The sequence below is a fragment of the Mesorhizobium sp. M0571 genome (assembly GCF_040320985.1).
GTDB lineage: Bacteria > Pseudomonadota > Alphaproteobacteria > Rhizobiales > Rhizobiaceae > Mesorhizobium.
Genome location: NZ_JAMYQT010000029.1, coordinates 37355 through 55892, shown reverse-complemented (window position 1 = coordinate 55892; position 18538 = coordinate 37355). Strand labels below are relative to the sequence as shown.

Annotated in this window: 15 protein-coding genes; 13 read left to right on the top strand and 2 right to left on the bottom strand. The window is 60.2% G+C overall.

Annotated elements, in window-relative coordinates:
- Nucleotides 1-7 precede the first annotated feature (7 nt).
- Nucleotides 8-514 carry a MaoC family dehydratase gene (locus NKI85_RS26855; protein WP_352527221.1) on the bottom strand — a complete coding sequence of 169 codons (507 nt, stop codon included), beginning with the start codon at nucleotides 512-514 and terminating at the stop codon, nucleotides 8-10.
- Nucleotides 514-1041 (bottom strand): FAS1-like dehydratase domain-containing protein, encoded by a 528-nt coding sequence (locus tag NKI85_RS26850; protein WP_352527222.1) that lies wholly within the window; start codon nucleotides 1039-1041, stop codon nucleotides 514-516. The genes NKI85_RS26855 and NKI85_RS26850 overlap by 1 nt, the downstream gene beginning before the upstream one ends.
- A gap of 550 nt (nucleotides 1042-1591) precedes the next feature.
- On the opposite strand from NKI85_RS26850, the gene NKI85_RS26845 reads away from it, so the two are divergent.
- The 13 genes from NKI85_RS26845 (at nucleotide 1592) to NKI85_RS26785 (ending at nucleotide 18538) form a co-directional block, all read left to right on the top strand.
- Nucleotides 1592-2497 carry an ABC transporter permease gene (locus NKI85_RS26845; protein ID WP_352778868.1) on the top strand — a complete coding sequence of 302 codons (906 nt, stop codon included), beginning with the start codon at nucleotides 1592-1594 and terminating at the stop codon, nucleotides 2495-2497.
- An 8-nt stretch (nucleotides 2498-2505) separates the two neighbouring features.
- Nucleotides 2506-3576 carry an ABC transporter ATP-binding protein gene (locus NKI85_RS26840; protein WP_352527224.1) on the top strand — a complete coding sequence of 357 codons (1071 nt, stop codon included), beginning with the start codon at nucleotides 2506-2508 and terminating at the stop codon, nucleotides 3574-3576.
- A 70-nt stretch (nucleotides 3577-3646) separates the two neighbouring features.
- Nucleotides 3647-4702, top strand: a complete 1056-nt coding sequence (locus tag NKI85_RS26835; protein WP_352527225.1) for an extracellular solute-binding protein — start codon at nucleotides 3647-3649, stop codon at nucleotides 4700-4702.
- 67 nt (nucleotides 4703-4769) lie between these two features.
- A complete protein-coding gene (locus tag NKI85_RS26830; RefSeq protein WP_352778865.1) occupies nucleotides 4770-5660 on the top strand; it encodes an ABC transporter permease in 891 nt (296 codons plus the stop codon).
- 56 nt (nucleotides 5661-5716) lie between these two features.
- Nucleotides 5717-6703 (top strand): hydroxymethylglutaryl-CoA lyase, encoded by a 987-nt coding sequence (locus NKI85_RS26825; protein WP_352527227.1) that lies wholly within the window; start codon nucleotides 5717-5719, stop codon nucleotides 6701-6703.
- 108 nt (nucleotides 6704-6811) lie between these two features.
- A complete protein-coding gene (locus NKI85_RS26820) occupies nucleotides 6812-7642 on the top strand; it encodes an IclR family transcriptional regulator (protein ID WP_352527228.1) in 831 nt (276 codons plus the stop codon).
- Between the two features lie 337 nt (nucleotides 7643-7979).
- The gene (locus NKI85_RS26815) at nucleotides 7980-8735 is read left to right on the top strand and encodes an SDR family oxidoreductase (protein WP_352527302.1); all 756 of its coding nucleotides are present in this window, start codon (nucleotides 7980-7982) and stop codon (nucleotides 8733-8735) included.
- A gap of 334 nt (nucleotides 8736-9069) precedes the next feature.
- The gene (locus NKI85_RS26810) at nucleotides 9070-11139 is read left to right on the top strand and encodes a hydantoinase/oxoprolinase family protein (protein ID WP_352527229.1); all 2070 of its coding nucleotides are present in this window, start codon (nucleotides 9070-9072) and stop codon (nucleotides 11137-11139) included.
- 29 nt (nucleotides 11140-11168) lie between these two features.
- On the top strand, nucleotides 11169-12965 hold the full coding sequence (locus tag NKI85_RS26805; protein WP_352527230.1) for a hydantoinase B/oxoprolinase family protein: 1797 nt from the start codon (nucleotides 11169-11171) through the stop codon (nucleotides 12963-12965).
- A 199-nt stretch (nucleotides 12966-13164) separates the two neighbouring features.
- Nucleotides 13165-13953 (top strand): HpcH/HpaI aldolase family protein, encoded by a 789-nt coding sequence (locus NKI85_RS26800; protein WP_352527231.1) that lies wholly within the window; start codon nucleotides 13165-13167, stop codon nucleotides 13951-13953.
- Between the two features lie 53 nt (nucleotides 13954-14006).
- Nucleotides 14007-15548 (top strand): acetolactate synthase large subunit, encoded by a 1542-nt coding sequence (locus tag NKI85_RS26795; RefSeq protein ID WP_352527232.1) that lies wholly within the window; start codon nucleotides 14007-14009, stop codon nucleotides 15546-15548.
- Nucleotides 15549-15615: 67 nt separating this feature from the next.
- Complete coding sequence (denD, locus tag NKI85_RS26790; RefSeq protein WP_352527233.1) at nucleotides 15616-16596, top strand: D-erythronate dehydrogenase; 981 nt, start codon at nucleotides 15616-15618, stop codon at nucleotides 16594-16596.
- Nucleotides 16597-16660: 64 nt separating this feature from the next.
- Entirely contained in the window at nucleotides 16661-18538 is a 1878-nt protein-coding gene (locus NKI85_RS26785) for an IlvD/Edd family dehydratase (RefSeq protein WP_352527234.1), read from the top strand.

The following is an 18538-nucleotide window of genomic DNA, read 5'->3' as shown; positions in this document are numbered from 1 at the left end:
TGCGCCCTCATCGATAGTTCGGGAGATTGAGATCGGCGTAGGCGGGATCGACAACGAAGGGGTAGGGGACCTCACGGCCGCCGCGCAGGGGTAATACGCCGATAGCCCACCCGTTTGTGTTCACGGTATCGTTCTGATCCGTCAGGAAGAGCCGGCACGTCACAAAACCCAGCCCGCCAAGAACCTGCTTTTCGGCAATCTTGGCTTCTGCGTAGATCGTGTCGCCCGCGACATTCATCTTGTCGTAGCGGAACTTTATCTTCCACAGCCATCCATTTGGCCCAAGACCATCCTTCATCACCTGCGCCAGAATGTGCTGCTTCCACGAACCGTTCACGAGCACGTCGGGCAGCTTGTCGTGGTCGATGGCAAATCGCTGGTCGTAGTGGATGCGATGCCAGTTCTCGATTGCGGAAGACCAGCGCATGATGTGCGTCGTGGTCATCGGCCCCTTCTTGACCCGCAGCAAGGTCTGATCGACCTCGACGTCGTCGAAATAGAGAGAGCCGCCCATTACCGCCACACCATTGTATGCCTGCTGATCATCAGCAATTCGCCTGCCTCTGTTGTGAATCGTGTTTCGATCGTGACGAGCAGAAAATCTCCGCTCGCTCCTTTCTTGGGTGTCACGCTGGAGTAGCGCGGGGTGGCCACAGCCTTTTCTCCCTTCCGTAAGCAGCGATACGTTTCAACCTCGATGCCGCCGTTCAGGATGCGGTTGAACGGCACCTTGATATGTTCCAGGCCATAGTAGGCGTCAGCACCGTCACCCGCGCCATCGGCGTCAGGGCGCTCAATGATCACTTCCAATGGATCCGGCGTTCCCGAAGCCCGACGAAATGCATGCAGCGGATAGAACGGCGGAGCGACAATTTCGCCGTATTTCGAGGCCCTTGCCGCCTCTTCGTTGTAATATATCGGGTCGTCGTCCATGATCGCCTGGACGAACCGGCGCAGCGTGTCCTGTTCGAGGGGGAGCGCGGCCGTTGTCGGAGGCGCTGTTAGCCCAACATATCTCGAATAGTCATACTCCGAAGACATCACTCGCTGCCCTTTCGTTTCCTCTAATATTCCACACTCAAGCGTCCGCCCAAAAATCGGCCAGCCCGATGTTGCCAAGGATTGCGGGCTTGGGTCATCAAAAATATCCGACTAGAACTGGGTCCTCCACCAAGGACGTTAGAAGCCGGCCATCCGTCTGACCTCAGGCGTCCAATGGGCGCGTCTTGCAACGTTCCGGTCGGCGGTTCACGTTTTGCGGAAATTATTTCTGCATATTTTTTTGAGAAGCACAATAGGCTTGGCGCACGTCCTTCCAGGTGCTGCCATTTATTTGCGCAAAGGGGCTTGTGCTTTAATTCAAAATATGCGGAAATTATTTCCGTTGAGCGTTATGAGGAGAATCCCGGCAGCTCGACAGGGGACTTTTGGAAGCCGGTCGGCCCGATTGGGGTGCCGGGCAGGAGGAAGAACACAACACTATGATTTTCGGCGTTTCCAGATCTTGTCGGGAGCCTTCGAGGCTAGCGTTTGTTGCGATGATGTGTGGTCAATTTCGCGACAACGGGTTCGATCGTGCGAGAATCTTGCCATGAGCGGACTCTCTGCCGCCAGCGCAACTGACAAGGGCCAAGGGCTGAACGGGGCCGCAAGAGACTTGGGATCGACACAGGTCCGAGCTTTCGACCGGCGAAAGCTGGGGCGCTGGCTGCTGAAGGCAGCTGCGGGTCTATGCCTGCTCTTTATCCTGACGCCGCTTATCTTCGTGACGTGGTTCTCTTTTTACCGCCAGGAAATCCCCTCCTTCCCGCCAGACGGATATTCACTGCGCTGGTATGCCGAGATTGCCAACAACCAGCAGTTCCTAGACGGCTTCTGGTTCAGTTTGCAGGTCGGCGTCGTTGCCACGGCGATCGGAATGGTGGTGGGCATACCGGCAGCCTTGTGCATCTCGCGCTTTCGCTTCTTCGGGCGTGAGTTCCTCAACAGCCTGCTGCTGTTTCCGCTGATGGTCCCTGGCGTCGTGCTCGGTACGGCCTTCTATGTTTTCGAAGTCGAGATCGAGATCAAAACCAACGGCAACATGCCGGTCCTCGGGTCGCTGACGGGCCTTGTCGCCGGTCACACGCTTTTGGTGATCCCATGGGTGGTGCGCCTGATCGTTGCGACGCTTGCCAATTTCGACCTCCGGTTGGAGGAAGCGGCGCAGAATCTCGGGGCCAATCGCTGGACGACGTTCCGCCGCGTGACCTTGCCCTCGATGCTGCCGGGCATCGTCGCCTCGGCCATGTTCGGCTTCGTTGCATCGTTCAGCAACCTCGAAATGAGCCTGTTTCTGGTCGGGCCTGGTAGCACGACCTTGCCGATCACGATCCTGCAGTACCTTGAATGGAAGATCGACCCCACGATCGCCGCGGTCTCGGTGCTGCAGATCCTTCTGGTCGGCGTTGCAATGCTGATCACCGACCGCTTCGTCAAGATCAGCCGGGTAGTTTGAGGTTAACGATGGCACAGCTCGACTTGAACGGCCTTTCCAAACGCTATGGCGAGTTCCACGCGGCCCGCGACATCACCCTTTCGGTTGCCGAGGGCGAGTTCGTGGCTCTCCTCGGGCCTTCCGGCTGCGGCAAGACGACGACGCTGCGGATGATCGCCGGCTTCGTCGAGCCGACCTCGGGGGCAATCCGTCTCGGTGGGCGCGACATTACCGGGCTGCCGCCGTGGAAGCGCGATACCGGATTGGTGTTCCAGAGCTACGCGTTGTTCCCGCATCTGACGGTCGCCCAGAATGTCGCCTTCGGGCTTGAGATGCGCAAGGTGAGCCCGGCCGAGATCGCGCCCAGAGTCGAAGAGGCGCTGCGGCTGGTGCGCCTTGCCGGCTTCGGCGAGCGGCTGCCGCGCCAACTCTCAGGCGGGCAGCAACAGCGGGTGGCGTTGGCCCGGGCCCTCGTGTTTCGGCCCGACGTCCTCCTCCTCGACGAGCCGCTTTCTAATCTTGACGCGAAGCTGCGTCACGAGGTGCGGGTCGAGATCCGCGAACTGCAGCGTGCCCTGGGCATTACCACCGTCATGGTCACGCACGATCAGGAAGAGGCGCTGACGATGGCGGATCGCCTTGTGGTGATGAGCGAAGGACGGGTGCGCCAGGTCGGCACCCAGCGCGATCTTTACGAGCGGCCCGCCGATCGCTTCGTTGCCGGCTTCGTCGGTCGCAGCACTTTTCTGGAGGGGATGATCGAGGCGCCGGGGCGGTTCCGGACGTCCGGCGGTCTCGAGATCCGTTGCGCCAACGGGGCCTCGGGTGTCACCGGCCTGGCTGTGATCGCCCTGCGGCCGGAGCGCATCACCGTTGCGCCGAATGCACCTGTCAATGCGGAAAACTGCCTGCCCGGGACGACGGAGTTCGTCTCCTACCTGGGCGGCCTCCTCGACGTTCATGTTCGCCTCGCGTCAGAGGAGCGGGTGATCGTCCAGATTCCCAATCGTGCGGAAAACAATCTCCCGCAGATCGGCGACGAGGTCTTCGTCAGCTGGCCGGCGGCCTCTGCCAACGTCTTCACGGCAGGCGATGACTAGAGGCGTCGCGGGCGGCCCCGCTCAACACCTTGGATTATTGAAGCAACCAATAAACAAACGGAGTGGAACAGTGGAGAAGACATTTTTGAGCTTTAACCCGTCCCGTCGCCAGGTCTTGCAGGGAGTGGCCGCCGCGGGCATCGCCGCCGGCCTGCCTTTCGCGGCACGGGCCGATTCCAAGGGCCGGATTGTGGTGGGGACCTCGGGGGGCGACTACCAGCATCTCGTCGACCAGTTCATCGTGGACGGGGTTCTCAAGCCCGCGGGATGGGATGTGGTCGACGCCGTGGCAAACGACCTCGACCGCCGCAACAAGATGATCGCCGAAGCCCGGCTGCCGCGTGGCACCACCGACGTGCAGGGCCTGTCGGCGCTTGCCTGGTTCCAGATGGGCCAGGCCGGTGTCCTCGCAGAGATCGACTACAGCCGCCTGAAGAACGCGGCAAATCTTCTGCCGTCGATGAAATATCCCTATGGTGTCGGTTCCGGCTATACGGCCGCTGTCGGTCTTTACAACCCGAAACTTATCGAGGCGCCGAAGAGCTACAAGGAGATCCTCGATCCCAAGCACGGCGACAAGCTCGGTCTCATCGACATCCAGTACCAGTATGTGATGACGGCGGCATCGCTGGCGATGGGGGGCACGGTGCATGACGTCGAACCAGGCAAGGCACTGCTGCTCGAATTGCGCAAGGCGGGTGTGCGCATCTACCCGACCAACGAGGCCTTTGCGCAGGGGCTGAAGACCGAGGAGTGCTCGCTTGGCATCATGTGGAAAGCGCGCGCCGTGCAGTGGAAGGATGCCGGGATCAATGTGGCCGGGGCGGTGCCGAGCGAGGGTGCTCTCAAGTTTGTCCTGGGCTGGTCAGTGCCGAAAAACGCGCCCAACGCGGACGGTGCCTATGCCTTCCTCGACGCAATGCTCGAAAAGCCGGCGCAGGAGGGCTTTGCCACCAAGCTGGGCTATCCACCGACTGTGACCAACGCCGAAATTGCCCCTGAACTCAACGAGCGCATGGGCTTTTCGAAGGAGCAACTCGCAGCACTCGTCGATCTCGACTACGCCTATCTGAGCGAGAACGACATCGCCCTGCGTGACTGGTGGAACAAGAGCTTCAAGGGCTGATCCGAACCGGCCCCTCCCTTCCATCCGACGGGAGGGGCTCCGGCCAGACAGGAACAGGGGAAACGGCATGGCCGTAGCGACGACGATCACGGCAAGTGGGACGGACGAAGGGCGCAATGTCACGCGCCTGTCCGCGAGCGCCCTTATGGGGCCGGCGACGGCCATCGTCGCGCTCGGGCTTCTGATCCCGATCCTCATCCTGTTTCGCTACAGCCTAAACCAGTACTCGGCGCGCGGTCTGATGATCGACGCGGTCACCGCCGAGAACTACGTCAAATTCTTCGTCGACCCGTACTATCGGACCGTTCTCTACACTACCGTGCGGGTCGCGTTCATCTGTACGGTCGCCTGTCTGGTTCTCGGCTTCCCACTCGCCTATGTGCTGGCGCGCACCCGGTCGCGCTTCAAGAACCTTATGATCATGCTGATCGTACTGCCGATGTTCGTCAACAATGCAGTCAGGGCGGCTGGCTGGATGACGCCTTTTGGCAGCAAGGGCATGATCAACACCGGACTGATGTCATTTGGCATCATCACCCAGCCGATCGAGATGATGTATACCGAGACCGCAGTTATCATCGGCCTCGTCGCCATCAACCTGCCGGTCATGGTCCTGACCCTGCAAAGCGTGATCGAAGGGATCGACCACTCGTTGGAAGAGGCTGCCCTGAGCCTCGGCGCCGGCCCTTGGATCATGTTTCGGCGGGTGCTTTGGCCGATGGCGCTTCCCGGCATCCTTGCCGGCACGATCCTCACCTTCATCCTGGCCGTGAACGCCTATGCGACGCCGGTGTTGCTGGGTGGGCCGAAGTTCATGATGATGGCGCCCTTGGTTTACGAGCAGTTCCAGCTCAACAACTGGCCGTTCGGCGCGGCCGTCGCTTTCGTCCTGATGGCGACGACGCTGATCCTGACCGCCATTACCAATTTCTGGATGCAGCGTCGCTATCGACGCTGATAGCCCTGCGGTGACCGCCGTCCGCCGACCGGGCCGCAAAGAATGATGAGGACATCATGTATGACCTGCCGAAATCAGTGAACATCGTCGAAGTCGGCCCGCGGGACGGCCTGCAGATCGAACCGAAAATCCTTTCGGTCGACGAAAGGGTGACGATGATCGACGATCTTCTGGCTTGCGGGTTTCATGACATCGAGGTCGGATCCTTCGTCAATCCGAAAGCGGTTCCGCAGATGGCGAACACCGACAAAGTGTTGGAAAAGCTGGGCCGGCGCCTGGATGTTGCCTATCGTGTGGTCCTGCTCAATCCGCGCGGGCTCAAGGATGCGCTGGCCACGGGGCGGGCGGATGTTTACGGCCAGATCTCCATCACCGCCAGCGAGACCTTCGTCAAGCGCAATACCAACCGCAGCATCGACCAGACCTTCGAGGAATTTCCGCAATGGATCGAATTGTTCCGGGAGGCAGGCATTGACGCGACGATGATCGCCGTTATGGCCGCCTTCGGCTGCAACTTCGAGGGCTACGTGCCGCTGGAGAAGGTGATCGGCCTTATCGACCGGGCGAGCCGAATCCTCGATGACAATGGTACCAAGCTGAAGCATGTGACGCTGGCCGACACGATGGGCTGGGCCAATCCGCTGCAGGTCAAGCGGACGATCTCGGCGGTGCGGGAGCGCTGGCCGCATATCGCCATCAAGCTTCACTTGCACGACACGCGCGGCGCTGCGATGGCGAATGCGGTGGCGGCGATGGAACTTGGCGTGGCGGAATTCGATTCCTCCGTCGGCGGGTTGGGTGGCTGCCCCTTCGCCGGCCACAAGGGCGCCGCCGGCAATATTTGCACGGAAGACCTGGTCTATGTGTGTGAGGAGATGGGTATCTCGACGGGCATCGATCTGGACCGACTCCGCGAGGTGTCACTTCGCGTCGAACAGCTCGTCGGGCATCCCCTTCCTGGCAAGATCATACGGGGCGGTACGCTGGCAGCGTATAAGAGCAATCAGAGGAGCAGGGCCGATGTCCTGGCGCCGACTTTATGATCCATCGTGGCCAGCTTGCTTCGCAACGTTGGAAGGCTATGAGAGAATGGAGGCTGGTTATCACCGAAAGGTGGCCTCCAATCCCTGGCGCGATCTAAGAGGACCCGAATGAGAAAAAGAGCGCAGACATTGCCGATAGCCGATTTCGAAGAAGATTCGGGCGATAGGCAGTTTGTGACGGCGCTTTCGAGAGGACTCGCGCTGCTTCGCTTCCTGGGTAACGGGGAGGTGCTGGGTACAACAGATCTGGCTCGACTTTCAGGTCTTTCGAACGCCACGGTTTCGCGGCTTTGCTACACCTTGGGAAATCTGAACTACGTCGAATATTTGCCCGAGGTCGGCAAATATCGGCTGGGCGACGCCTGTCTTGCGTTGGGTTACCTTTACATGGCCAACGACCTGGTAAGCCACGTTGCACGTCCACTCATGAAAGAGCTTGCGGGATTTTCGCATGTTCCGGTGTGCATTGCGCGTCGCTACGAAGACAAGATGCTCTACACCGCGAGGGAGAGCGTGGAGGACCAGTTCTCATTGAAGTTTGAAGTTGGCTCGCGTGTTCCGATCGAGCGCACTGCGATGGGCCATGCCTATCTGGCCGGCCTCGATGATGCCGAACGGCAGGAGGTGTTGGACTTGCTGAAGTCCAAGATTCCCGACCTGGATAGTTTTCGCAGACAGATCGACGACAACGTTGCCTTGTTTCGCGAGAAGGGATTTTGCATCGCCGACAGGATGTGGCTGTCGCATATTCGAGCGGTCGCCGTGCCTCTGCGAATGCGCGATACTGGCAACGTCGTCGCTTTCAACTGCGGTGGAATTGCCGACTATCTCGATCCTGGCTTCCTGATGAATGAAGTTGGACCTCGGCTTGCGGACCTTGTTCGCAAGGTCGAGAGCATTCTGGAAGCGCAATCGCCATCACCCAAGACCGAGGAGTGATATCAAGATACATCAGCGCCGTTTCAGGGTTGGGATAAAACCCTGTGGCTGATGGATCGACGGTCCGATGAGACAGGCAGGGTCCAAGCTGTTGTTGGCTGGATCAGGCCAATCCACAAATCGATCAATTGTCCCGTCAATCCCTGGCATTGCTTGAGCTGAACGGCGCACCGGCGCTCATATCCCCGATCCAATACGCAGCTCGCGCCTGCTTGAGGGCGCGCGAAGATTTGCGGGCTTCCGAGCCTGAACGGCTGGCGCAACTGGCGCTGCCGGAAGAGATTATCTGCACAGAGGCACAAAAAACATGACGAACAATCAGCAGGAAAGACCCAACATGAATGAGGGAAGAGTGGCGTTGATCACCGGGGCATCATCCGGTATCGGCCGGGCGACCGCGATCGCCTTTCTCGAAGCCGGGTACAATGTCATCGTCACCGCGCGTCGCGCCGACCGGCTGGCCGAGACAATTGCTGCGGCCGGCGCAACCGGGGAGAGGGCACTGTCGCACCCGGCCGACGTGACGGACGCTGCGGCGGTGGAAGCTTTGTTCGACCACGCTGTCCAGCGGTTCGGTCGCGTCGACGTCGTCTTCAACAATGCCGGAATCTCGGCTCCTGCTGTCGACATCGACCAACTTCCGCTGGAGGCCTGGACAGCAATCGTCAACACCAACCTCACGGGGCCGTTCCTGTGTGCTCGCCAGGCTTTCCGAGTCATGAAACAACAATCTCCCAAGGGCGGGCGGATCATCAACAATGGCTCCATCTCGGCTCATACGCCGCGGCCTATGTCGGCACCTTATTCAGCCACCAAGCACGCGATCACCGGCCTTACCAAAGCATGCGCCCTCGACGGGCGCCCTCATAACATCGCTTGTGGCCAAATCGACATCGGCAATGCCGCAAGCGAGATGACATCCAGAATGACAACTGGCGCGCGACAGGCAGACGGTCGCCTCATCCCTGAACCTGTGATGGATGTAGCCAATGTTGTCGCCGCCGTGTTGCACATGGCCTCATTGCCATTGTCGGCAAACATCCTGACCATGACCGTGATGGCTACCAACATGCCATTCGTAGGGCGTGGCTGATCCTTGTTGTCGGATTTGCCGGTCGCCGGAGTATACCCAAACCGCGCCGTTTCCGGAACTGAGCGATTCGGAGCCTTGGTGGATCCTCGGAGGGGCATCAATTTCCCAACCGCGTTCGATGCCGCACCGCCACTCGCGGCGGCTGTGAACGGGCCGGCCAGGGCCCAAGCGCATGGGCCGTATCACCGAGCAAATCGCAGAAAACGTCGGACCAACGCATTCGCCCTAATTTTCGCGCGAAAGGGTCTTGCGCTTTGGTTCGAAATATGCGGAAATAATTTCCGCTAAGCCCAACGATTGATTGGCGGGCAATTTTGGTTTTGCTGAGGGTGAGATGAGCTATCGAATAGGCGTAGATGTTGGCGGCACGTTCACAGACTTCGCGCTGTTCAACGATCTGGATCACGGAATTGAGTTTCTGAAACTTTTGACAACGCCGGCAGATCCATCGCTGGCTGTTCTCGACGGCATTGAACAAATAACGGCGGTGATGGGGATTTCGGTCGCCGATGTTTCGGATGTGCGTCACGCGACAACAATTGCCACGAACACAATCATCCAGAGAAACGGACCAAAGACGGCTTTGATCACAACCCAAGGCTTTCGCGATGTTCAGATCATTGGACGTCAGCGGCGCGCCGAGATCTACGACACGAGCGTTGATCGGCCGGTTCCGGTGGTTCGGCGCAAATACACCTGGGAAGTGCCGGAACGGATGCTGTTTGATGGTACGGTGCACAAGGTGCTGGACGAGGATGCCGTCCGGCGCGTTGCTGCCGAAATGCTGAGCGCAGACATCGAGTCGGTGGGCATCTGCTTCCTCCACAGCTACGCCAATCCTGCCCATGAGCAGCGCGTTGCGGAGATCCTGGGTGAGGTCGCACCGTCGATCGCGGTTACGCTTTCATCCGAAATCTCGCCGGTTCTTCGCGAGTATGAGCGCGGCAGCACGACGACTCTGAATGCCTATGTGGTCCCGCCCGTTCAGCGTTACGTCAAGCGGTTGGTCGATGGTCTGCGAGAGCGCGGATACAAGGGCGAGCTGCTGATCATGCAATCGAACGGCGGCATCGCGACCCCCGAGATCGTCAAGAAATTCCCGATACGAATCGTTGAATCAGGCCCCGCAGCGGGTGTGCTGACCGCCGCGCGCTACACCAAGGCTGCGGGCAATGACATCATCTCCTTCGACATGGGCGGAACCACCGCCAAAGTGTGCATGATCGAGGATGGCAAGCCCTTCCTTGCCGGCCAGTTCGAGGTCGACATGGTCAACCTAAAGCCCAACAGCGGTCTGCCCATCGATATCCCGGCGATCGATCTGGTCGAGATCGGATCCGGAGGCGGCAGCATCGCTCGGATCGAGATGGGCTCGATCAAGGTCGGGCCTGAAAGTGCCAGCAGTGTTCCTGGGCCGATCTGCTATGGCCGCGGTGGGACGCGCCCAACAGTGACCGACGCGGACGTAATCCTGGGCTACATCAACCCGGACTACTTCCTCGGCGGCAAGATGTCGCTTGATCGCGACGCGGCAAGCAAGGGCATTCAGACGCACGTCGGCGACGTCCTCGGAATCGATACAGCTGCCGCGGCATGGGGGATTTTCGAGGTCGTTACTGCTCAGATGGCAGAGGCTGCACGCGTCGTCTCGGTCGGCCGCGGCAAGGATCCGCGGGACTTCTCCTTCATCCCGTTTGGCGGAGCCGGCCCTGTTCACGGCGGGCGCATCGCCCGCATGCTGGGCTGCACGCGCATCGTCTTTCCGAGTGGTGCGGGCGTGCAGTCGGCTGTCGGCCTTCTGATGGGCGATGTCCGCTTCGACCTTGCCCGAACGCTGATCGTCGAGACGAATGACGCCAACGTGGATCAGGTCACGGACACGTTCGAGCTTCTGGTGGAGGAAGCGCGCCGCCAGATTGCAGCCGGATCTTTCGACGGTCGTGACGTTCATTTCACCTTCAGCGCCGACATGCGCTTCGTCGGTCAGGGTTATGAAATCAACGTCGAGCTTCCCTCCGACGATGCGGCTGCATCCGAAGTTCGTGATGCCTTCTTCAAGGTTTACGGCAAGACCTATGGAGAGCGCACATTCTCGCGTGACGACAGCGTCGAGTTTGTCAAACTGCACCTGAGCGCGCGTGTGGAACTGCCCAAGTTAACGTTCCCGGAGACGCCCGCACTGGGGGGCAGTGCCGACAAGGCGTTGAAAAACCACCGCAGCGTCTACTTCCCGGAGACGAACGGCTTTGCCGAGTGCCCGGTGTACGACCGGTACCTGCTCAAGTCAGGGGAACGCTTCAAGGGCCCTGCACTCGTCGAGGAACATGAATCCACGATCGTCATCCTGCCGAACAGCCTCGCGCAGGTCGATGGATCCGGCAACATCATCGTTGACCTTCACTAAAAGCAGACGCGGAGTTTGAGGGAAATCAAATGGGCAAACCGGCAAAGATCGACCCGGAAACTTTCTCCTACGAGGGAAATCAAATGGGCACACCGGAAAGAATCGACCCGGTAACCTTCTCCGTCGTCTGGGGAGGACTGCTTACCATCGCTGCTGAGATGGGCGTCACGCTGAGCCGTACGGCCTACTCCGTTGCGGTTCGGGAGGGCACGGACTTCTCGACGGCTGTCTTCGATCCCGACGGCAACCTTATCGCACAGGGCGATTACAGCCCTGGCCACCTGGGCTCCATGGCCTTCGCGGTTCGCAGAATGCTTGCAAACTTTCCTCTTGAGTCGCTTCGCGAAGGTGACGCGATCATCTGCAACGATCCGGCGATCGGGTCTGGGCATCTGCCGGACATCTACATGGTTTCTCCCGCCTTCCTGGACAACCAGCTTCTGGGGTATGCCGTGAATATCGCGCACCAGATCGACATCGGTGGGGCGGCCAGCGGATCGCAAAGCGTTGCGGGGCTGTTCGACAACTACCAGGAAGGGTTGCGCATCATGCCGACCCGCCTTTACACGGCGGGCGAGCCAAATGCCGACATCTTCAGGATGATCGAAGCAAACGTCCGGGTCTCCGATGTGCTCGGCGACATCCGCGCGCAATACGCCTCGAACATGGGTGCGTCGCGGCGGTTGCGTGAACTCGGTCAACGCTACGGGGCGCCGACGCTGCGTGGTTGCATGTCCGAAATCCTGTCGCGCAGCAAGGAAGCGATGCGCAATGCATTGCGCGAACTCAAACCAGGGACCTACTCCTACGAAGATTGCATGGACGATGTCGGGCCGGGCACGGACCCGGTTGTTTTCAAGGTGACGGTAACGGTCTCCGGAGACAGCATCAACGTCGACTGGACCGGGAGCGGCCCACAGCGCGACGCCGGCATGAACAGCTATCTCACTTACACGACCGCTTACTCCATTGCGGCGGTCAAGAGCGTGACCCTGCCGAACCTGCCGCAAAATCAGGGGATCATCGGCGCTATTACGGTCACGGCTCCGGAAGGCTGTTTTCTCAATCCGCGCCGGCCGGCACCCTGCGGCGGCCGTGCCGTGAACTCGCCGCGCATCTATGAGGTGGTGATGGCAGCCCTTTCGCAGGCGGTTCCTGGCCGAAGCCTGGCGGCTGGCTCGCATATGTTCAACCCGATCCTTGGTGGTCTCGATCCGAAGACGGGCCAGCCTTTCGTCTGCTGGGAGCTGACCATGGGTGGTGTCGGTGCGCGGTCGAACAAGGATGGCCTCGAGGCCACCTCCTTTCCCGCGAACGCAAGCAACGTGCCCATCGAGGTGCAGGAGAGCCGCAGGCCGGTGTTGTTCGAACATTTCGGCCTGATCCCCGACTCGGCTGGCGCCGGCACGTTCCGTGGCGGCTTCGGTGTGCGGCGCGATTTGCAGCTGACAGTCGGCAATGTGAAGATGTTCAACCTCGGCGATCGCGTGAAATTCGCGCCCTTTGGCCTGTTCGGAGGCCATAGCGGAACGAAAGGCGTCACGCTGCTCAATGCCGGCCAAAGCGGCGAGCGCGAGCTCAATTCGAAAGGCACCTATACGCTGGACGAAGGGGACGTGCTCAGCTGGAGAACATCCGGTGCCGGCGGGTATGGCGATCCTCATGCCCGCGATCCCGAACGTGTCGTTTTCGACGTCGAGGAAGGTCTGGTGAGTGCCGCTGCCGCTCGTAACATTTACGGCGTTGTCGTTGATCCCGTTACCTTCGAGCATGATCCTGTGGCAACCGCAGCTCTCCGGAAGACTGGCAAGGGGAGCGGCGCGTGAGCGCAGCATCCCAACCAGTCTGCTTGGCCTAGTGCAATAGCGCGAGACCAGCTGATGCTGACCGGGGTACCCGATGGGTGCGTCAGGTCGCAGCTGTTTTGGCCACGATAAGAGACAAGCAGCCCCCGAAACCGAAGCACCCTGCCTCGTGAAGAGGGTGATGAAAGTTGCCGGCGGCTACCCAGGAAGGAGTCTCAAGATGCGCGAGAATACCGTGAGATCGAAGTTGTCCGGTGGCGGCATGGTCGTCAATGGCTGGCTGCAGATACCTTCGAGCTTCTCTGCAGAGATCATGGCGCATCAGGGCTTCGATTCTCTGGTCATCGACATGCAGCATGGCCTCATCGACTACCAGATCGCTGTCACGATGCTTCAAGCAATCTCGACGACGACCACAATTCCGCTGGTCCGCGTACCTTGGAACGAGCCGGCATCGATCATGAAAATGCTGGATGCCGGGGCCTATGGGATCATCTGTCCAATGATCAATTCGCGCCAGGAAGCAGAGCAACTCGTGCGCGCTTGCAAGTATGCCCCGAAAGGCAATCGCAGCTTCGGTCCGATAAGGGCCTCCCTGTATGCCGGTTCAGACTACGCCCAGCACGCCAACGATACGGTCATCGTGATGCCGATGATCGAAACGAAGGAGGCGCTGGAGAATATTGACGAAATCCTGAGCACGCCCGGCGTTGATGGAGCCTACGTTGGCCCGGCGGATCTGTCGCTTACATTGGGATGCACCCCCCAGGTCGATCAGACCGAGGAGCCGGTCGTCAAGGCGCTCGAAACCATCCTGGCGGCGTGCAAGCGGCACAAGGTGATCCCAGGTCTTCATAACGCGAGCAGCAGTTACGCACTGAAGATGGCGGCCAAGGGCTGGCAATTCGTGACCCTCGCGAGCGACAGCAGATACCTTGCTGCGCGCGCCTCGGAAGAACTAAGCGCGATGGAAAGCGAAAATAGACCCCTTCCTTTGAAGAGCTATTAGAAATGCTGGACAGCCCTAAAATTAAGAATCGAAGTTCAGAAGGATCCCATTCAATGAATGGGGCCGAGAGCTTGGTGCATACTCTGCTGGATGGCGGAGTGGATGTATGCTTTACGAATCCTGGTACCTCCGAGATGCATTTCGTTTCGGCGCTTGATCGCATCGACGGGATGCGCTGCGTCCTGGGGCTGTTTGAGGGCGTCGTAACAGGAGCAGCTGACGGCTACGCCCGCATGACCGGAAAACCGGCTGCGACATTGCTGCATCTCGGGCCGGGGCTCGCGAATGGGAATGCAAACCTGCACAATGCCGGGCGTGCGCGGACACCTGTCGTCAATATCGTCGGGGATCATACGAGCTACCATCGCCAGCACGACGCACCTCTCACTTCCGACGTCGAGGGAACCGCTCGGCCATTCTCCAAATGGGTGCGCACGTCGCGCGATGCGAATGCAGTGTCGCGAGATGGCGCCGATGCCATCGTTGCCGCCCGAAGCCCGACGGCTGGTGTGGCGACGCTGATCCTTCCCGCAGATACTGCCTGGGGCGAGGCTGTCGGACCGACTGAAGTGCCGCCGCCGCCCGCGCGTGCGATCGTCGATGACAAGGTAATCACGCTCGCAGCCGAAGCGCTGCGCGGTCCTGGACCGAAGCTGCTGTTTCTGGGTAACGCCGCACTGCTTGGGGACGGGCTGAAATATGCGGCCCGTATCGCTGAGGCAACTGGTGCGCACCTTCTCGCGGAAACCTTCAATCCGAGATTCGAGCGCGGGGCGGGACGGCTGGCTGTCGAACGTCTCCAGTATTCAATTAGTCACGCTCTCGACACACTGGGGGAACTGAGCACCATCGTGCTGGCGGGTGCGAAAGTGCCGGTAGCGTTTTTCGCCCATCCTGGAAAGCCGAGTGTGTTGCTGCCGCAAAGCTGCGAAGTTGCGACGCTTGCGACTCCGGACGAAGACATCGTTCAGGCGCTGGCGGCCCTCGCGGATCTCATCGGCGCCCGCACCGATAGAAAAGTCGAAGCCCTTGAACCCCCGGCTTTACCCCACGGAGCAATCACACTACCCGGCTTGGCGGCTGTAATCGGTGCGCTTATTCCAGACCAGGGCATCGTCGTCGATGAATCGGTGACCTCCGGCCGCGGGCTGTTCCCGGCAACAAGAAATTCCCGACCGCATGACTGGCTTCAGAACGTCGGCGGCTCTATCGGCTTTGGCATGCCAGCGGCCACCGGGGCGGCAATTGCGTGTCCTGATCGCAAGGTGCTTTGTCTCGAGGCGGATGGTTGCGGGATGTTCACCCTTCAGTCGCTCTGGTCGCAAGCGCGCGAGGGCCTCGACATTACCACCGTGATTTTCGCCAATCGCGAATACGCGATCCTCAAGCAGGAACTTGCGAATGTCGGTGTGCCAAGTCCGGGACCGAAAGCCCTGGACTTGCTCAACATCGGGCGTCCGGACCTCGATTGGGTTGGCCTTGCTCGTTCCATGGGCGTGGAGGCAGGTCGGGCGACGACACTTGAAGAGTTGGCCGACCAACTCGGTCGCGGACTGGCAACGCCTGGGCCTTACCTCGTGGAATTGGTCATGTGAGCGCCAACGGTCGGTTCAGCGATCGGGACAATTTGGGCGACGAAATCAGCGTGAGGTAGAGCACCAAATGCATATTCTCATAATCGGCGCGGCCGGCATGATCGGTCGCAAACTCACCGAGCGGCTCCTGAATGACGGCGGGCTGAACGGCAAGCCGATCGGCAAGATGACCCTCATCGATATCGTGGCTCCTCCGGCACCTGTCGGATTTGGCGGCAGCGTCGAAGCCGTCGCAGCGGACATTTCGGCGCCGGGCGAGAGCGACAGGGCCATCCGCGAGCGTCCCGATATTATCTTCCATCTCGCAGCCGTCGTGTCCGGCGAGGCCGAAGCCGATTTCGAAAAGGGCTATCGGATCAATCTCGGCGGCACACACAATCTGCTGGAATCGATACGCAAGGCTGATCGCGACTATCATCCAAAGCTGATCTTCGCTTCGTCCGGCGCGGTCTTCGGCGCTCCATTCGGCGCTACCATTGCGGATGATTTCCACCTGACGCCGCGGACATCCTACGGGACGCAGAAGGCGATCTGCGAACTGCTGCTCGCGGACTATACACGCAGGGGCTTTGTCGACGCTGTCGGCATCCGGCTGCCGACCATCTGCGTGCGGCCAGGCAAGCCAAATGCCGCAGCCTCCGGCTTTTTTTCCGGCATCATTCGTGAGCCTCTGGCCGGGCAGGAAGCGATCCTGCCCGTGCCCGAGACCGTCACGCACACTCATGCATCGCCGCGCTCGGCAGTGGGCTTCCTGATTCATGCCGCCAGCCTTAACCGCGAGCAACTCGGCTCGAACGTCAGTCTTACCGTGCCCGGCATCAACTGCACCGTCGGCGAGCAGATCGCGGCGCTCAAGCGGATTGCCGGCGCGAGGGTCGCTGCACGCATCCGGTACGAACCCGACGAACGCATCCAACGCATCGTCGGCGTCAAGCCGCGCGTCGAGGCCAAGCGAGCGCGGGAACTGGGCTTCACCGTGGAGAACAACTTCGACGAGATCATCCTCGCCCACATCGAGGACGAACTCGGCGGAAAATTCGAAGGTTGAATGGTTTCCTCGTCCCTCTGAACGGGGATCGGGAAACAAAACGGACTGACACAGGAATCCGGAAATGGCCGACAACAACAAGAGCAGACCTCATGCCAACGGTGCCACGGCGAGGCCAGGCGAAAGCGTTGCATCCGCAGTGCAGAGTGCCGAACGAAAGAAGGCCAACCTGCGTTCCAAGCTCTGGTTCGACAATCCCGACAACCCCGGCATGACGGCGCTCTATCTGGAGCGCTATTTGAACTTCGGCCTCACGCGGGAGGAATTGCAGTCGGGCAAGCCGATCATCGGCATCGCGCAGACCGGATCCGATCTGTCGCCGTGCAATCGTCATCATCTCGAACTCGCCAAGCGTGTCCGCGACGGCATTACGGCCGCGGGTGGGCTGTGCCTCGAATTTCCGGTTCACCCGATCCAGGAAACGGGCAAGCGCCCGACAGCGTCGCTGGACCGAAACCTCGCCTATCTCGGCCTCGTCGAAGTGCTCTACGGCTATCCGCTGGATGGCGTTGTGCTGACCACGGGATGCGACAAGACCACTCCGGCCTGCATCATGGCGGCAGCCACCGTGAATATTCCCGCCATCGTCCTTTCCGGCGGACCGATGCTGAACGGCTGGTGGAAAGGCGAGCGCACCGGCTCCGGCACCATCATCTGGAAAAGCCGCGAGCGGTTCGCTGCAGGCGAGATCGGCTATGACGAGTTCATGGATATCGTTGCCTCATCCGCTCCCTCGGTGGGCCACTGCAACACGATGGGCACTGCCACCACCATGAACTCACTTGCCGAGGCGCTCGGCATGAGCCTCCCGGGTTGCGCTGCAATTCCCGCACCCTATCGCGAGCGCGGGCAGATCGCCTACGAGACGGGGAGGCGGGCGGTCGAGATGGTGTGGGCGGACCTGAAGCCCAGCGACATCCTGTCTCGGAAGGCGTTCGAAAACGCCATCGTTGTCAACTCCGCTATCGGCGGATCAACCAATGCACCCATCCACATCAATGCCATCGCCCGCCATATCGGCGTCGAGCTGAGCATCGAGGACTGGGAAAAGGTCGGCCGCAAGGTACCGTTGATCGTGAATGTGAAGCCAGCGGGGGAATATCTCAGCGAAGAATACCATCGCGCCGGTGGGGTTCCTGCTGTGGTCAACGAACTGATGAAGGGAAAGCTGGTTCACGAGGACGCGCTGACCGTCAACGGGCGCACGATAGGCGAGAATTGCGCGAACGCCAGCGTCCTGGATCACAGGGTGATTTTCCCGGTGACCAAGCCGATGCGCAAGGAAGCCGGCTTCGCAGTGCTGAAGGGCAATTTGTTCGAAAATGCGGTGATGAAGACGAGCGGAATTTCGGACGAATTTCGGTCACGTTATCTCTCGAACTCGAAGGACCCCGAAGCGTTCGAAGGCCGCGCCATCGTCTTCGAGGGTCCGGAAGACTACCACCACCGTATCGACGATCCAGAGCTGAAGATCGACGAAAACTGCATCTTGTTCATGCGGGGAACGGGACCGATCGGCTATCCGGGTGCGGCGGAGGTGGTGAACATGCAGCCGCCGGCGCTACTCATAAAAAAGGGCATACTGTCGCTGCCTTGCATCGGCGATGGCCGCCAGTCGGGTACTTCGGGCTCGCCCTCCATCCTCAATGCCTCTCCGGAAGCGGCCGCGGGTGGCGGGCTCGCCCTGCTTGAGACGAACGACCGGGTACGCATCGACCTCAAGCAGGGGACGGCGAACATCTTGATCTCGGATGAAGAGTTCGCACTGAGGCGCTCCAAGCTCGTTGAGTCCGGTGGCTTCAAGATTGCTGCAAGCCAGACGCCATGGCAGGAGATCCAGCGCGAGATGGTGGATCAGCTCGGCAGCGGCATGATTTTGAAGCCGGCGGTCAAGTACCAGAGGGTTGCCCAGTCCGGGAACGTGCCGCGCAACAATCACTGA

What these genes read in the sequence shown, in the direction of transcription:
- NKI85_RS26855 (WP_352527221.1), bottom strand. Translation starts at nt 514, where the DNA reads ATGGGCGGCTCTCTCTATTTCGACGACGTCGAGGTCGATCAGACCTTG.
- NKI85_RS26850 (WP_352527222.1), bottom strand. Translation starts at nt 1,041, where the DNA reads ATGTCTTCGGAGTATGACTATTCGAGATATGTTGGGCTAACAGCGCCT.
- NKI85_RS26845 (WP_352778868.1), top strand. Translation starts at nt 1,592, where the DNA reads ATGAGCGGACTCTCTGCCGCCAGCGCAACTGACAAGGGCCAAGGGCTG.
- NKI85_RS26840 (WP_352527224.1), top strand. Translation starts at nt 2,506, where the DNA reads ATGGCACAGCTCGACTTGAACGGCCTTTCCAAACGCTATGGCGAGTTC.
- NKI85_RS26830 (WP_352778865.1), top strand. Translation starts at nt 4,770, where the DNA reads ATGGCCGTAGCGACGACGATCACGGCAAGTGGGACGGACGAAGGGCGC.
- NKI85_RS26825 (WP_352527227.1), top strand. Translation starts at nt 5,717, where the DNA reads ATGTATGACCTGCCGAAATCAGTGAACATCGTCGAAGTCGGCCCGCGG.
- NKI85_RS26820 (WP_352527228.1), top strand. Translation starts at nt 6,812, where the DNA reads ATGAGAAAAAGAGCGCAGACATTGCCGATAGCCGATTTCGAAGAAGAT.
- NKI85_RS26815 (WP_352527302.1), top strand. Translation starts at nt 7,980, where the DNA reads ATGAATGAGGGAAGAGTGGCGTTGATCACCGGGGCATCATCCGGTATC.
- NKI85_RS26810 (WP_352527229.1), top strand. Translation starts at nt 9,070, where the DNA reads ATGAGCTATCGAATAGGCGTAGATGTTGGCGGCACGTTCACAGACTTC.
- NKI85_RS26805 (WP_352527230.1), top strand. Translation starts at nt 11,169, where the DNA reads ATGGGCAAACCGGCAAAGATCGACCCGGAAACTTTCTCCTACGAGGGA.
- NKI85_RS26800 (WP_352527231.1), top strand. Translation starts at nt 13,165, where the DNA reads ATGCGCGAGAATACCGTGAGATCGAAGTTGTCCGGTGGCGGCATGGTC.
- NKI85_RS26795 (WP_352527232.1), top strand. Translation starts at nt 14,007, where the DNA reads ATGAATGGGGCCGAGAGCTTGGTGCATACTCTGCTGGATGGCGGAGTG.
- denD (WP_352527233.1), top strand. Translation starts at nt 15,616, where the DNA reads ATGCATATTCTCATAATCGGCGCGGCCGGCATGATCGGTCGCAAACTC.
- NKI85_RS26785 (WP_352527234.1), top strand. Translation starts at nt 16,661, where the DNA reads ATGGCCGACAACAACAAGAGCAGACCTCATGCCAACGGTGCCACGGCG.